Here is a 14,940-nt window from a genome sequence, read left to right on the forward strand (position 1 = left end):
GGGCCTTTTCATCACATCACCGGACAGTCATCAAATTCAAGCGTCCGCATATCGTTTACAGCGTGCGTTACCACGCCGAAAATCCCCTCGTTATCATCGGCGGTTTCAGGATCTATTATCTCAGAGCGACCGTCGTCCAGCCGTTCAAAATGCCGGTAAGGGTGAAGCCTGTATCTGCGGAGATGGAATTCACCCGCCAGGCAGCATAAAACCACAGAACCATCACACGATGTCAGCGAATGATCGATAATGAGAGGCCCACTGCGTTATACCGGCGCGCCAGTACTATTACCAGCACGCATAAAATAGGTTGCATGCGGATGCGCCACAAACTGCTTATCAAGAGAAAGCCGGTCTTCAATATAGTCCTGTGGTGGCGAAGGAAAGCCCATAATCAGATACTTCCCCTCCATTCGGATTGAACATAAACCATAGTCTGTCTTCACCGTGATGTGGGGTAATGTCGCGAAAATTACGGGTATGAGACTTGATCCAGTCGTTGGCCTCGGACCGTGTCCAGTCAAAATTTACGGCGGCGAGTTGGTGCACGAACTCGCCTGTATTGACCGTTAGACGGCCTGAAAGCTCGACTTGAATGGTCTGGTAAAACGCGTGGATGATGTCGGAGCTGCGTGGCATGATCTGAACCGCTAAAGCAATGTTGTACATTAATACAGTATTGCTGTCCGAAGCTATCGAGCAAGTGGTGCGACAGCCTTTCTTTTTTCGCGCATAAAGATCAATAACAAGCATCATTAGCTTAATGAGCAGCAATAAATCATTTATAGTGTGTCCCTATCGTTTTGGTGGTGATTGGCTACGATGCAGAGCATGCAAAGCTTATTGTGACCATCAAACAATGTGATTATTTTTTGCGCATTTGCGCTTTTTTTTTTAAACTCATTGGTTATGAACGAGAAGGGCGTTTATGAATGGCAAAATAATGTCTATACATTACCTGCGCGGTATAGCAGCACTGGCAGTTGTTTTGTTTCACTTTAGGGGATACTTAAATGGAGTTTATTCACAAAAAGATTTAGGATTAATACTGTTTAGCTCAGGTGCATTTGGCGTTGATTTATTTTTCATGATAAGTGGCTTTATAATCGCCCTTTCCACAAAGAACAATACATCTAAAATAACATTTGTCATAAGGAGATTTTTCAGAATATATCCTTGCTTTATTATTATCTTTGCCATTGGTGCATTGTTAATCTATAGATTCGATCCGTCCGAAAACCTTCTCAGAGCTTTATTCTTTCTTCACCGCGATTACACAAATGTAGCACCAGGATTTGGTTACAACGTTTTAGGTCCTGCATGGACACTTACGTACGAAATTTATTTCTATACAACATTTGTAATAGCAATGTCAATAAGTCAAAAATACAGAACCTTGATATCTTCATTACTAATTTTAGCTCCAATGTTTGTAATTCAGCTACATTATAATGGACATATTTCTTTATCAGGTGTCGCATCTGCAAATGTTCCGGTTGACAACCCTGCATTCGCACTACTGCGATTTATGTCATCACCAATACTCTCTGAATTTGTAGTTGGTATGGTATTCTATGAATTATTCAATAAAGGTAAATTCACTATTGACGTAAATATTGCAAAATTCATATTCTTCGTGTGTTGTGGTTTTTTTATAACATATTATTTCAGCGGTCACTTTTTGGGCTTTGGGTTGAAACGAGGAGGTATCATTTCCTTAGCATTGCTTCTTGGCTTTATTATTTATGACAACAATGTTGGTTTTAAAGAAAATAAAACACTGAATTTTTTAGGTGATATTTCATTTTCAATATACATATCGCATTATATGTTTATTAACTTACTAAATTTCTATAAACCTGGTTTTTATGTACACGAAATTGGCCTGGCAAGATTGTTTATGATGCTCACAATAACAATTTCAGCAGGAACAATATTACATTTTTATATTGAAAAACCATTCATTTCCTTAGGTAAAAAAATCGAAAAAAACCTTCGCAGAAGAAATATAAAAAATGAATATACTACATGACGCCCCGCAACAAAGCGGGGGCGACCTAAAATGGTACATTATCCGGACAATAAAATATTGTAGTGCGACTGAGCAGTCGTAATACCTTAACAGCATCGAATGTTGAATGGTCGACGCTATCCGAACAGGCCAGTTGACATCCGGCGCGGTGGACGTGTCTACAGCGTTCACCGCATCGATGTAACCCAGAACATTATTCAGTTTCGTCTTTTCCACATCTGTCAGCACTCTGCCAGCCTGCAATTTTAGCTGAATGTCCCTGATACACTGCATTGCCGCGTCAACTAATTGTTGCGTGTGCAGCCCATCAGAAGCAACCTCTGACGTATGCTGGGCTGTGGTGTCCGTAACCCAGGCTGTGCCATCCCAGCGATCATAGTCCGAAGCGAGTGAAATACTGGAAAACCCCTCTTTAATCGCACCGATATAATTGATGGTGAACTCACTGCGATCGGTGGTCGAATAAGCGATTTCGACACGGTGGTCTTCCTGATGTGACCATACCTGCCCTGTGTAAGTATCCCGCATAACCGGGCCATTCACTTGCAGAGATCTTCCGACATACTGATTATGCCCCTGTGAGGAGATCGCCATGCGTAAGGCCTGATTCACAAGGCACCAGATCATCGCCGTACTTAAGTCTGTCGAGGCCGGATGTACCGTTAAGAATGTCTGCCGTGAAGTCGAAATATCAGAAACCGCGTATTACAACCGGAAAGCGAAATATGGCGGGGTGGAAGCGGCTGAGCACTATCCTCAATACGACTTTGGATATTACGCAGGCAGGGCCATGTCTGAAACCACAAACGAGTTCACCGGATTCACTGCCTACTGAAACTGAATTTTCACCGGAAAGGGAAGCAGCATCTGCCGGTGCGTAATGTTTGCTGGCTGAACGCCTGTACCGTGCACAGGGAATAGACACTAAAACGCTGCTTGGCCATAAAGTTCAGTCCACTACTGACAGATACAACGACACCCGAGGACATGAATGGATCAAGCTTGTGATCTGATGGGTATTTTAAGCCGCAATGCTTCATGAATTGTTGTAAAATGCGCGCCCTCTATGTTCAGGAAATTGATTATTTAACAAACCGTTTTGGTGAAAAGTTTTGGAGATAATTTGGAGAATGGAATATTTTGTTTAAATTCAGTGCTCTAAAACTGGCTCACCTTCTGAATAAAAAGGTGGAACTCGAATGATCGGTCGACTGCTGCGCGGCGGTTTTATGACCGCCATTTATGCTTATCTTTATATCCCGATCATTATTTTGATCGTCAACTCCTTTAACAGTTCGCGCTTCGGCATTAACTGGCAGGGCTTCACCACGCAGTGGTACAGCCTGCTGATGAACAATGACAGTTTGTTGCAGGCGGCGCAGCACTCGTTGACCATGGCGGTGCTGTCGGCGACATTCGCCACGCTTATCGGTTCGCTGACCGCCGTCGCGCTTTATCGCTACCGTTTTCGCGGTAAGCCGTTCGTCAGCGGCATGCTGTTCGTGGTGATGATGTCGCCGGATATCGTGATGGCTATCTCCCTGCTGGTGCTGTTTATGCTGCTGGGCATTCAGCTCGGTTTCTGGTCGCTGCTGTTTTCGCATATCACCTTCTGCCTGCCGTTTGTCGTGGTAACGGTGTTTTCACGCCTGAAGGGTTTTGATGTGCGGATGCTGGAAGCGGCCAAAGATCTCGGTGCCAGCGAAATCACCATTCTGCGCAAAATCATTCTGCCGCTGGCGATGCCCGCCGTGGCCGCAGGCTGGTTATTGAGTTTCACACTGTCGATGGATGATGTGGTGGTCTCTTCCTTCGTGACCGGCCCGGGGTATGAAATTCTGCCGCTGAAGATCTACTCGATGGTCAAAGTCGGCGTGTCGCCGGAAGTAAACGCGCTGGCAACGGTTCTGCTGGTTCTGTCGCTGGTGCTGGTCATTGCCAGCCAGTTGATTGCGCGCGATACCACCAAAAACAGACGCCTGCCGCGCCAGGCATAACGAACACCGCCATCCCGGATGCAACAAGGCGTTCACAAGGATTTCCGCCGCATTCAATCCCGGAATGGCAAATAAAATAGCCTGAAACAGAGGCTCAATCTCAGGGGACGTAATATGAAAAAATGGTCACGCCACCTGCTCGCAGCGGGCGCTCTTGCCCTCGGCATGAGCGCTGCGCACGCGGACGACAACAAAACGCTCTACTTCTACAACTGGACAGAGTATGTGCCGCCAGGCCTGCTGGAACAGTTCACCAAAGAGACAGGCATCAAAGTTATCTATTCGACTTACGAATCGAATGAAACCATGTACGCCAAGCTCAAAACCTATAAAGACGGCGCTTACGATCTGGTGGTGCCATCCACCTACTTCGTCGACAAAATGCGCAAAGAGGGCATGATTCAGAAGATCGATAAAACGAAGCTTACCAACTTCCACAACCTCGATCCGCAAATGCTCAACAAACCGTTCGATCCGAACAATGACTACTCGATCCCGTATATCTGGGGCGCAACCGCTATTGGTGTGAACAGCGAAGCTATCGACCCGAAGAGCGTCACCCGCTGGGCCGATCTGTGGAAACCCGAATACAAAGGCAGCCTGCTACTGACCGACGATGCGCGCGAAGTGTTCCAGATGGCGTTGCGCAAGCTCGGCTACTCCGGCAACACCACCGATCCGCAAGAGATTGAAGCGGCGTATAAAGAGCTGCAAAAACTGATGCCGAATGTGGCGGCCTTCAACTCCGACAATCCGGCAAACCCATATATGGAAGGGGAAGTGAACCTCGGCATGGTATGGAACGGCTCGGCGTATGTTGCCCGTCAGGCCGGTACGCCGCTGGAAGTGGTATGGCCGCAGGAAGGCGGTATTTTCTGGATGGACAGTCTGTCGATTCCGGCCAATGCGAAAAACGTTGATGGCGCGCTGAAGTTGATCAACTTCCTGCTGCGACCGGACATTGCCAGACAGGTGGCGGAAACCATCGGTTACCCGACGCCGAACCTTGCCGCGCGTAAGCTGCTAAAACCGGAAGTGGCGAACGACAAATCGCTTTACCCGGATGCGGAAACCCTCAGCAAAGGCGAATGGCAAAATGATGTGGGCAGCGCCAGCGCCCTTTATGAAGAGTATTACCAGAAGTTAAAAGCAGGACGTTAAGGCAAACCGCGGCCCGGAATGTGGGCCGCGTCGCGTTATCCTGGGAGCCGAACCGACAGGGGCTGGCTCCTCACGCAGTTAAAAATCAGCATCAATATCGACAACCGAAATCAGCTTATGGTTGACGAACTCTTTAATCCCCAAGCCAGTTAATTCGCGGCCATAGCCGGAACGGCGGACCCCGCCAAACGGGAGATCGGCTTTAACACGCGTTGGGTGGTTGATATACACCATGCCAGTAGAGATGCGGCTGGCCAGCGCTTCACCGTGCGCAGTGTCGCGGGTGAAGACAGAACCGCCAAGACCAAACGGCGAGTCATTGGCAATCCGCACCGCGTCGTCTTCATTTTTGGCTCTGAAGATCATCGACACGGGGCCGAAGAACTCCATATGGTAGGCCGGATTGTCTGGCGTTACATTGGTCAGGATCGTCGGTTGTACAAATGCCCCGCGTTTCGGGACTTTCGGTCCAACTTCCAGCGCCTGTGCGCCATGCGCAATGGCCAGGCTGATTTTCTCTTTAACTTCGTCAGCGGCCTGTTGCGATGAGAGCGGTGCCAGCGTTGTGTTTTCATCCAGCGGATCGCCCGCCCGCAACGCGGCAACACCTTTGATGTAATGGTCAACAAACTGGTCATACACCTCATCAACAACGATCATGCGTTTCGATGAGACGCAAACTTGCCCGCCATTCCAGTGGCGACCAAATACGCCCCACTTCGCCGCTTTTTCGATATCGGCATCGGCAAGCACGATAAACGCATCGGCCCCGCCAAGCTCCAGCGTGGATTTTTTCAGCGCCTTCGCCGCTTGCTGAGCAACGGTTGCGCCCGCGCCCTCAGAACCGGTTAATGCCACACCCTGCACCCGTGGGTCATTAAGGATCAGTTCGATATGGTGACGGGCTGCGTAGAGATTGATAAATCCGCCATCCGGTAGACCGGCCTCTTTCATCAGGCGCTCGAACCGCGCAGCACTTTGCGGAACATTCGACGCATGTTTTAACAGGATGGTGTTACCGGCGGAGAGTTGCGGAGCAATGATGCGGGCGATTTGATAATACGGGAAATTCCACGGCTCGATCGCCAGCAGCACTCCCAGCGGTTCATGCACAATTTTTGCCGTGGCTTCTTCCGGGTTTGCCACCGGCAGGATCTCCGGCGCCAGAAGTTTTTCGGCATTATGCACGTAGTATTCAAAAATTTGTGCCGACAGTTCGACTTCCGCTCGCGCTTCTGAAATCAGCTTGCCCATTTCAAGCGTAAGCAACTGCGCAAATTCATCTTTTTGCTGGCGTAACAGGTTGGCTGCGTTCTGTAAAATCGCGCCGCGCTGTGCAAATGAAACATTTTTCCACTCGTTAAAAGCGCGGTGAGATCGTTCTATCGCGCCGTTCACTTCAGCATCGGTGGCATCCGGGAACGTCTTAACGACTTCGCCGGTATACGGGTTTGTTGTGACATATGCCATGCTAATTCTCCTTTATGGGCCGGGAATCCGCGTACGGCTTCCCGGTTTTAGCTCGGCCCTTTCTCATCTGGTGGTACCGTGCAGATCGAAATCCGGGCCGATCCGGTTGTTCGCCATGATCGGTGTATCACGGGTATCAACAGAGAAATACTAAGTTTGTCACGCCAACAGAGAAAGCCAGGAGATTTGTTGGCAACCCTCAGAATAACTGAACATCATGCACGCCGGATGCGAGGTGCAGAACGTGATAATTACGCCCTCGTCACACACAACCGCAGCCGCAGGCCGGGTTGCGCATTTTCCGCGGTCAGCGACCAGCCATGAGCCACGGCAATTTCCTGGCAGATCGCCAGCCCCAGCCCGGCACCGCTATCGCGCCGGTGTGCGCCGCGCCAGAAGCGCGTGAACAATAAAGGCAGTTCGTCCCCGGCCACGCCCGGTCCCCAATCGCGAAGCGTGATGGCCTGCGCATGAATTTCTATATGCACGTCGCTGCCCGCAGGCGCATGCTGGATCGCGTTTTCCATCAGGTTTTTCAGTAAGGTGAACAAGGCGCCGCGATCGGCATTCCACACCACAGCGACACTCCGGAAAGTCAGCGTCAGATTGACGCGCGCCTCTTCGGCAATGCGTTGCAGAAATCGCGCGCTATCGCGGGCGACATCCGCCACGTCAACCGGCGCGAAGTGGTAGCTCAGCGGCTCGCTGGCCTCCGCGAGGATCAGCAGTTGCTGTACCTGGCGGGAAAGATGTTCCACGCGCGCCAGCAGCAGTTCGCGGGTCTCGGCGCAGTCGCTCATCAATTCCACTTCAGCGCGAATCAGCGTCAGCGGCGTCTTCAGCTCATGAGCGGCCTTCGCCAGAAAATCCTGCTGATTGCGAAACCCCGTTTCCAGCCGGGCCAGCGCCTGGTTAAAACTGTCGATCAGCGGCAAAATCTCCGTGGGAACGCCCGCCGTTGGCAAACGTGCATCCAGCGAACGCGGCGAGATGGTGGCGGCGCCAGCAGATGCCTGCCGTAGCGGTCGCAGCGACCAGGCCAGCGTCACCCAGGCGCACAAACCGAACACCACCAACAGCACCAGGCTGAACAGCTCAATGCCAAAACGAATAAACGGCAGGGCAAATCCACGGTGTAAGAAATCGATAATCCGCGAACTGGCGCTCACCTGGATAAACCAGCGCTTTCCCTCCATGAAATAGAGATCGCTGGTGCCGCCATATTCCGCGCCCTGCAACTGAAACTTGAAGTCGCCCGTAACCGGCGCAGTAAGTTGCGGTAGCGGCGGCCAGTGCTGTGCGCCCGGCGACATTAATACCACTTTCCCGTCGGCATCCAGCACCCGGTACGCCAGTTCCTCTTCGAGACTGCTGTAGATCCACAGCGGATAATCAGCCCCTTCACGAAAACCGATCGGCTGGCCGTGAGCATCAAATTGCAACTGGCGGGCTAACGCCCTGGTGTAATCGGTCAGATCCATTCCCGGCAAACGCTCTTTCACTACCATACCGAGCAGGATCAGCAGCGCAATGCTGAGCAGTACGCCGGTGATAAAGGCCAGTAAGATCTTGAACGACAGGCTGTTAAAGCGGCTGGTTTTCCCGGATGGCATAGCCCAGCCCCCTGATATTCACAATCTGCAAACGGGAGCCAATCGCCAGCAGTTTGCGGCGCAGGCGATACAAAACAACATCGAGGGCGTTCGGCGTAACGGCATCGCTTAGCCCCCACCCGGCCGCCTCCATACTGTTGCGGCGCACAATATTGCCCTGCTTACGGATCAACGTCAGCATGATCTGTAGCTCAGCGGGAGCCAGCGGGACACTCTGCTGCCTGCAGCACATGACCGCCGATTCCGGCAATAAAGTGATATCACCCCACGCCGGCTTCAGGGTCTGGCTTTCAGCGGGACGACGGAGTAATGCCCGCACGCGGGCCACCAGTTCTTCCATGGCAAAGGGTTTGGCCAGATAATCATCGGCTCCGGCCTCCAGCCCTTCGACACGATCGTGCAACGCATCGCGAGCGGTCAGGATCAGGCACGGCGTGACAACCTGTGCCTGGCGCAGGCGCTGCAATAACGGCAAACCGTCGCCATCCGGCAATCCCCGATCGAGCACCAGCCCCTGGTAAGCCACTTGCTGTATGGCATGCCAGGCGGCATCGCCGCGACCGACAATATCCGTAGCGATCCCGGCGGCGGCCAGCCCTTTACTAATCAGGCGTGCCAGATGATCATGATCTTCTATTAACAGTATTCGGCTCATCAGAAGTCGTAGAGATAACTGACAAAAATTCGGTTTTCGTTGGTCCTGTCCACCAGCGGGCTATCCTTAATCTCTGAGGCCAGCAGCGTCGTCTGCACATCCACCATTAACAACTGATGAGTGCTGAACTGCCAGCGGCCATTAAGGCCAATTTCCATGTTCAGCGCGGCGTCCCCTTGCCAGGCAGGTCGCCAGGCGCGGGCTTCATCGCTGCGCACGCCATAGTAATAATTCACATAATCGCTGTCGTAACGGTTCGCCACAACACGCGGCGTCAGGGTTACATCGCCCCATTGCCAACTGCGCTCCGCGCCAAGACGCAGGCGTTGCCCGTTGCTGTTACCGGAGATATCGTGCGACCAGTCGGTGAAAATATTCACCAGCGGGTTCTGCCACTCCACTTTGATGCCAGCCCATACGCCGCCTTTGCGCTTATCCATCCCATGCAGAATGTCGGCATCGTCGGAGGCGTAGCCTGAACCATCATAGCGGGCTATTAGACCGGCATTTAGCCGTTGGGTTTCACTCCACTGCCATGCAGGTAATTTCACTTCGGCGGTGGTGCCTAAAAAGCGGAAATAACGGTTGTCGATATGCAGTACCGGCAGCGGCGTATATTCGCGGTCGATCCCGGTATAGGGTTTTTGCGTGCTGGCAACGCCGACGCCCAGCCCCCAGGTGGTGGCATCATCGGCAAGGGCGGAAAAAGAGAGAGACAGCAAACTGGCAGCAATAATGCGGTACGGCACAACGACCATAATGGCGCTCCTGTTGGCAATGGAAGCGCTATCATCAGCGGTGATAACTTACGGGGAACTTACCGGAAAGCGACTTGTAATTTATTTGTCGGGGAGAAACGAAACGCCCGGCAAGCGAAACGCCGCCGGGCGACAGGAAAACGTCCTGCGAGAGAATATCGTTACAGCCCTTTCAGCAATTTTTCCACAAACTCCGGCACCACTTCGCTTGCCAGCCCGTAGTGCTTCTCTTCGAACTCGCTGCCGACCTGGCTCGGTTCAAGGTTCAGCTCAACGGTGTGCGCACCCTGTAGTTTCGCTTCGTGGACAAACCCGGCAGCCGGATAAACATGCCCGGACGTGCCAATGGCGATAAAGACATCGGCCATCGCCAGCGCGCTGTAGATCTCGTCCATACCCAGCGGCATCTCGCCGAACCACACCACATGCGGGCGCAGCGGCGCAGGGAACTGGCAGCAGTGGCATTTATCTTCGGGCGTGACATCGCCGGTCCACTCCAGCACCTGCCCGCTCTGCGAGCAGCGCACTTTCAGTAGCTCACCGTGCATATGGATAATGTTTTTGTTGCCGGCGCGTTCATGCAGGTTATCGATATTTTGCGTGATCAGCAGAAACCGATCGCCCAGCGCCTGTTCCAGCTTCGCCAGCGCCAGGTGCGCGGCGTTCGGCACAATTTCCGGCAATTGCAACTGGCGACGACGATCGTTATAAAAAGTCTGCACCAGCTGCGGGTTGCGGGCAAAACCTTCCGGCGTTGCCACATCTTCTACATGGTGCTCTTCCCACAGCCCGTCGGCGGCGCGAAAAGTACGAATGCCGGATTCGGCAGAAATGCCTGCTCCGGTCAGGACGACGACTCTTGGTTTTTCCATCAGTTCCGGTACCACTCTGTCTCTGAAGAAAATTCTCTGGCGTAACCGCTCGCGCTGGCGGCGTTTGTTACGGCGAAAACGGCTGAGACGATGTAAACGACGCGATTGCATGGCATCCTCTCAGGATTTAATCAGTTAAGTGAAGGAAGGCCGCACCGCGCATGCCGCCCGCATCGCCGTGACGAGCACGTTCAATACGCGGGACATCGCCTGCCGGCAGCAGATGCGGCGCAATGCGCTCCGGCAACAGCCGGGTCAGTGCGCTGAAATTTGATAAACCACCGCCGATCACCAGCAGATCGGGATCGACAATGGTCAGGATATTGCCCAGACACACCGCCAGCAAATCCACATAGCGCTCGACATGGGCCCGCGCTTTCGCCTCGCCCTGCTCCCAGTGCGAAATGATTTCCGGCGCTGACAACGATTGATGGTAGAAGTACTGGTACAGCCACGCAAAACCGCGTCCCGAGAGATAGTTCTCAATACAGCCGATTTTGCCGCAGCCGCAGCGGGTTAACGGAAAGTCAAAACCCATCAGCCCCAGCGCATCCACCGGCAGGCGGATATGGCCAAATTCGCCGGTAATAAAACGACGCCCGGTCACCGATTTCCCGTTCACCACCAGCCCGCCGCCGACGCCCGTGCCGAGGATCAACCCCATCACCAGCGGATAAGCGCGAAATTCGTCATCCCAGGCTTCAGAGAGGGTAAAGCAGTTGGCATCGTTATTGATACGCACATCCCGCGCAAGCAGAGCGCTGAGATCGGCGCGCAGCGGCTGACCGCTGGCGGCAGGAAGGTTGGCGGCATACAGCGTGCCGTCGGCAGTCTCTGGCATACCAGGAATACCGACGCCGACGCTGCCTTTGCTACCGAAGCGCTCATCCGCTTCGGCAACCAGCCCGGTGATGGCGCGCAGAAACGCGTCATAACTGTCGTGGGGCGTGGCGACGCGCTTTTCCCACTGTAAGCGTCGCTCAGCGTCAAAGACGCCTAACGCGATTTTGCTGCCGCCGATATCAAATCCGTAATTCATCGCCACTCCTTCGTTGTGGCCCTGTGAAAACGGCGGGATTACTGCCCGCTCAGCACTCTTGCCGGATCAATATTGCTCGCCCGGCGCGCCGGATACCAGCTCGCCAGCAGGCTCAGGACTAACGCGGTCACCAGCACGTACACCACATCCAGCGGGTGTAACTCTGACGGCAGGAAATCGATAAAGTAGATATCCCCCGACAGGAACTGATGACCAATAATCTTCTCAATCACGTTGATAATCGGTGTCAGTTGCAGCGCCACGATAACACCAATCACCACGCCGCAGAGACTGCCCAGCAGCCCGGCCAGCAGCCCATACCAGACAAATACGGCGCGGATCAGGCCATCTTTCGCCCCCAGCGTACGCAGCACGGCAATGTCGCCGCTTTTGTCTTTTACCGCCATCACCAGCGTCGAGACAATATTAAAACAGGCCACGCCAATCACCAGCACCATCGCCAGATACATAATGGCGCGGATCATCTGGATATCGCGGTACATATAGCCGTACTTGCCGATCCAGCTTTTGATATAGACATAGTTGTTGGTGACGCTGCCCGCATCGCGCACCAGCTTATTGGCGTTAAACACGTCATTCACTTTGATGTCGATACCGGTAATGCTGCTGCCCATCTCCAGATACTGTTGCGCATCCGCCATCGGGATCATCGCATAGCTGTGATCAAGCTGGCCGCTGAGCTGTAAAATCCCGGTCACGTGCAGACGTACGCGTTTCGGTTGCAGCAGTTTGTGCGCATCGTCCGAGTTGGGGATCATGATCGATACCCAGTCGCCCTGCTTCACTTTTAGCGCATCAGCAACACCTTTGCCGAGAATGATTTGCTGCTCACCGGCGCGGAAATTCTGCCAGGCATCGCCCTGCACAAATTTCGGCAGCGCGCTCAACTCACTCTCCTGCGCCGGATCGACGCCTTTCACCTGGATGGCGCGCAGATTCGCCCCGCTTTCTACCAGCCCGGTAAAATTAATATAGGGCGCAGCGGCAACAATACCGGGAACTTTTTTCACTTTTTCCAGCGCCGTGTCCCAGTTGTTCCACGGCTGATTCACCGGCTCGATCTCGCCGTGCGGCACCACCGCCAGAATGCGATTGTTCAATTCGCGCTCGAAACCGTTCATCGCGCTTAAACCGACGATTAACACCGCCACACCCAGCGCGATACCCACGGTAGAGATCACCGAAATCAGCGACACCATACCGCCGCGACGGCGACCGCGACTGAAGCGCAGACCAATCAATAACGACAGAGGCAGCGCCATTAATCTGCCCCCATCAGCGTCACATCGGCGCTCAGATGACCGTCGCGCATCTCCAGCTGGCGATTCATGCGCTTCGCCAGTTGCAGATCGTGCGTCACCACCAGAAAAGCGGTGCCCTGCAGCTGATTCAGCTCCCCCAGCAACGCAAAGATACTGTCGGCGTTGCGGGCATCGAGGTTACCGGTCGGTTCATCCGCCAGCACCAGCCGCGGGTTGTTCACCAGCGCGCGCGCAATAGCGACACGCTGGCGCTCACCGCCGGAAAGCTCAGAAGGACGATGACTGGCGCGATGTTCCAGCCCAACGGCACGCAGCATTTCCCGCGCGCGGGCATCAATTTCCGCCGGTTTCTTTTTCCCGATCAGTAGCGGCATAGCGACGTTTTCCAGCGCGGTAAAATCGGGCAGCAGATGGTGAAACTGGTAAATAAAGCCGAGTTCGCGGTTGCGCAACTCTGCTTTCGCCGCCGACGAGAGTGAGCTCATCGGCCGATCGCGGAAAATCACATCGCCGGAGGTCGGCGTATCCAGCCCGCCCAGCAGGTGCAGCAGCGTACTCTTCCCGGAACCGGAGCTGCCGACGATCGCCATCAACTCCCCTTCGCCCATACTAAAGCTGACATTGTGCAGCACGTCGGTTTGCACACTGCCTTCCTGATAGCGTTTGCACAGGTTGTCGCATTGCAACAGGATCTTATTCATAACGTAAAGCCTCAGCGGGTTGAGTGGCGGCAGCGCGCCAGGAAGGATAAAGCGTTGAAAGCAGCGCGATGGCCATCGCCACCAGCGCAATACCCACGACCTGCAGCGGCTCAATCGCCACCGGCAGCGCCGCGCCGTCGAGCAGCGCACCGATAATCGGCATCAGGTTATTGAGCTGGCTGGCGAGTAGCGCACCAAGCACGGCGCCAAGCAGCGCGCCGATGATCCCGGCGCTGGCGCCCTGCACCATAAAGACCGCCATAATCTGGCGCGGCGTCAGCCCCTGAGTTTGCAGGATCGCCACCTCGCCCTGTTTCTCCATCACCATCAGGCCCAGCGAAGTGATGATATTAAACGCCGCAACGGCGACGATCAGGCTCAGCAGCAGCCCCATCATATTCTTTTCCATGCTCACAGCCTGGAACAATTCGCCTTTGCGATCGCGCCAGTCCTGCCATTTTGTGCCTTGCGGCAGCGTTTGTTGGCTCAGGACGTCCACTTTCAGCGGCTCGTTGAGCCACAAGCGCCAGCCGGTAATATTACCCGCCGGATAACGCATCAACCGCGACGCATCGTCAATATTCACCAGCATTTGATATTCATCCACTTCACTGTTGGCGGCGAAAGTGCCGATCACGGTGAACAAACGCTGGCTCGGCAGACGCCCCATCGGAGTGAACTGGCTGGCGGAGGGCACCATCACGCGGATCTGATCGCCACGATTAACGCCTAATTGCCCGGCCAGTTGCTCGCCGAGGATGATGTTGTATTTGCCCGCTTGCAGGTCGCTCTGCTTAACGTTCACCAGATACGGCGTCAGCGGATCGTTTTGCGCCGGATCGATCCCCAGCATTACGCCGACCGCCACGCTGCGCGCGCTTTGCAGTACGACATCGCCGGTAGTCAGCGGCGCAATACGCGTTACGCCCTGCAATTTCACGGCACTGGCGGGAAGTTGTTGCGGATTGAGAGAGCCGTTTTGCGTGGTGAGCGTGGCCTGCGGCATTAACCCAAGAATGTTGTTTTGCAGCTCGCGTTCGAAACCATTCATTACCGATAACACGGTCACCAGCGCCATGACGCCGAGCGTGATGCCAATGGTGGATAGCCAGGAAACAAAGCGGCCAAAGCGGTCCGCAGCGCGTCCACGCATATAGCGCAGACCTATGAAAAGAGTGACAGGCTGGTACATGAAATCCGTCTGGTTGCTGATAGCAGAGTCAGGAGTATATAAGCGAAAGCACATAGCGTAAATGAGAGGAACCGTAAGAATTCGTCAGCGTGATATGAAAAAAAGCCGGGAAATCAACTCAATAATTCCATTCTGCGAACGCTGAATCGCCGCATGTTTGCACAGAG

General features: G+C 53.7%; 14 protein-coding genes and 3 pseudogenes. 5 read left to right on the plus strand and 12 right to left on the minus strand.

The features are described 5' to 3' along the window. Nucleotides 1–11 precede the first annotated feature (11 nt). Nucleotides 12–392, minus strand: a pseudogene (locus AWR26_RS25905) (HumD family translesion DNA polymerase). Beyond that, nucleotides 358–669 (minus strand): DNA polymerase V, encoded by a 312-nt coding sequence (locus tag AWR26_RS15505; RefSeq protein WP_244256194.1) that lies wholly within the window; start codon nucleotides 667–669, stop codon nucleotides 358–360. The pseudogene AWR26_RS25905 and the gene AWR26_RS15505 overlap by 35 nt, the downstream one beginning before the upstream one ends. Nucleotides 670–928: 259 nt before the next feature. Between AWR26_RS15505 and AWR26_RS15510 the strand changes: the two genes are divergently transcribed. After that, nucleotides 929–2,032, plus strand: coding sequence for an acyltransferase family protein (locus tag AWR26_RS15510; RefSeq protein WP_071892709.1), 1,104 nt, complete (start codon nucleotides 929–931; stop codon nucleotides 2,030–2,032). Here the strand turns inward: AWR26_RS15510 and AWR26_RS15515 are convergent. Then, a complete protein-coding gene (locus AWR26_RS15515; RefSeq protein WP_064567171.1) occupies nucleotides 1,970–2,626 on the minus strand; it encodes a tail fiber assembly protein in 657 nt (218 codons plus the stop codon). The two genes, AWR26_RS15510 and AWR26_RS15515, sit on opposite strands and share 63 nt — an antisense overlap. 28 nt (nucleotides 2,627–2,654) lie before the next feature. On the opposite strand from AWR26_RS15515, the pseudogene AWR26_RS15520 reads away from it, so the two are divergent. The 4 genes and pseudogenes from AWR26_RS15520 to potD all read left to right on the plus strand — a co-directional run. After that, nucleotides 2,655–2,923 (plus strand): annotated as a pseudogene (locus tag AWR26_RS15520) (transposase); the annotation flags it as partial. Then, a pseudogene (locus AWR26_RS15525) lies at nucleotides 2,920–3,045 on the plus strand (integrase); the annotation flags it as partial. The pseudogenes AWR26_RS15520 and AWR26_RS15525, both read left to right, overlap by 4 nt. A gap of 186 nt (nucleotides 3,046–3,231) precedes the next feature. Then, nucleotides 3,232–4,029, plus strand: coding sequence for a spermidine/putrescine ABC transporter permease PotC (gene potC / locus AWR26_RS15530; protein WP_064567173.1), 798 nt, complete (start codon nucleotides 3,232–3,234; stop codon nucleotides 4,027–4,029). Between the two features lie 114 nt (nucleotides 4,030–4,143). Then, nucleotides 4,144–5,190 (plus strand): spermidine/putrescine ABC transporter substrate-binding protein PotD, encoded by a 1,047-nt coding sequence (gene potD / locus AWR26_RS15535; RefSeq protein WP_064567175.1) that lies wholly within the window; start codon nucleotides 4,144–4,146, stop codon nucleotides 5,188–5,190. Nucleotides 5,191–5,268: 78 nt separating this feature from the next. On the opposite strand, the gene AWR26_RS15540 is transcribed toward potD, so the two are convergent. The 9 genes from AWR26_RS15540 to lolC form a co-directional block, all read right to left on the minus strand. Continuing rightward, nucleotides 5,269–6,660 (minus strand): NAD-dependent succinate-semialdehyde dehydrogenase, encoded by a 1,392-nt coding sequence (locus AWR26_RS15540; protein ID WP_064567176.1) that lies wholly within the window; start codon nucleotides 6,658–6,660, stop codon nucleotides 5,269–5,271. A gap of 251 nt (nucleotides 6,661–6,911) precedes the next feature. Beyond that, nucleotides 6,912–8,273 carry an ATP-binding protein gene (locus tag AWR26_RS15545; RefSeq protein ID WP_064567177.1) on the minus strand — a complete coding sequence of 454 codons (1,362 nt, stop codon included), beginning with the start codon at nucleotides 8,271–8,273 and terminating at the stop codon, nucleotides 6,912–6,914. Continuing rightward, nucleotides 8,245–8,928: a response regulator transcription factor gene (locus AWR26_RS15550; protein WP_064567178.1), complete on the minus strand. Its 684-nt coding sequence runs from the start codon at nucleotides 8,926–8,928 to the stop codon at nucleotides 8,245–8,247. Before AWR26_RS15550 ends, AWR26_RS15545 begins: the two co-directional genes overlap by 29 nt. After that, entirely contained in the window at nucleotides 8,928–9,686 is a 759-nt protein-coding gene (locus AWR26_RS15555; RefSeq protein ID WP_064567180.1) for a MipA/OmpV family protein, read from the minus strand. The genes AWR26_RS15550 and AWR26_RS15555 overlap by 1 nt, the downstream gene beginning before the upstream one ends. A 161-nt stretch (nucleotides 9,687–9,847) precedes the next feature. Continuing rightward, nucleotides 9,848–10,669: a Sir2 family NAD+-dependent deacetylase gene (cobB, locus tag AWR26_RS15560; RefSeq protein WP_064567181.1), complete on the minus strand. Its 822-nt coding sequence runs from the start codon at nucleotides 10,667–10,669 to the stop codon at nucleotides 9,848–9,850. A 16-nt stretch (nucleotides 10,670–10,685) separates the two neighbouring features. After that, a complete protein-coding gene (gene nagK, locus AWR26_RS15565; RefSeq protein ID WP_064567185.1) occupies nucleotides 10,686–11,597 on the minus strand; it encodes an N-acetylglucosamine kinase in 912 nt (303 codons plus the stop codon). A gap of 38 nt (nucleotides 11,598–11,635) precedes the next feature. Next, a complete protein-coding gene (lolE, locus tag AWR26_RS15570) occupies nucleotides 11,636–12,880 on the minus strand; it encodes a lipoprotein-releasing ABC transporter permease subunit LolE (RefSeq protein WP_043953857.1) in 1,245 nt (414 codons plus the stop codon). Further along, nucleotides 12,880–13,581: a lipoprotein-releasing ABC transporter ATP-binding protein LolD gene (gene lolD, locus AWR26_RS15575; protein WP_064567187.1), complete on the minus strand. Its 702-nt coding sequence runs from the start codon at nucleotides 13,579–13,581 to the stop codon at nucleotides 12,880–12,882. Before lolD ends, lolE begins: the two co-directional genes overlap by 1 nt. After that, on the minus strand, nucleotides 13,574–14,773 hold the full coding sequence (gene lolC / locus AWR26_RS15580) for a lipoprotein-releasing ABC transporter permease subunit LolC (protein WP_139227873.1): 1,200 nt from the start codon (nucleotides 14,771–14,773) through the stop codon (nucleotides 13,574–13,576). The genes lolD and lolC overlap by 8 nt, the downstream gene beginning before the upstream one ends. Nucleotides 14,774–14,940: the final 167 nt, after the last annotated feature.

The sequence above is a fragment of the Kosakonia oryzae genome (assembly GCF_001658025.2).
Lineage (GTDB): Bacteria > Pseudomonadota > Gammaproteobacteria > Enterobacterales > Enterobacteriaceae > Kosakonia > Kosakonia oryzae.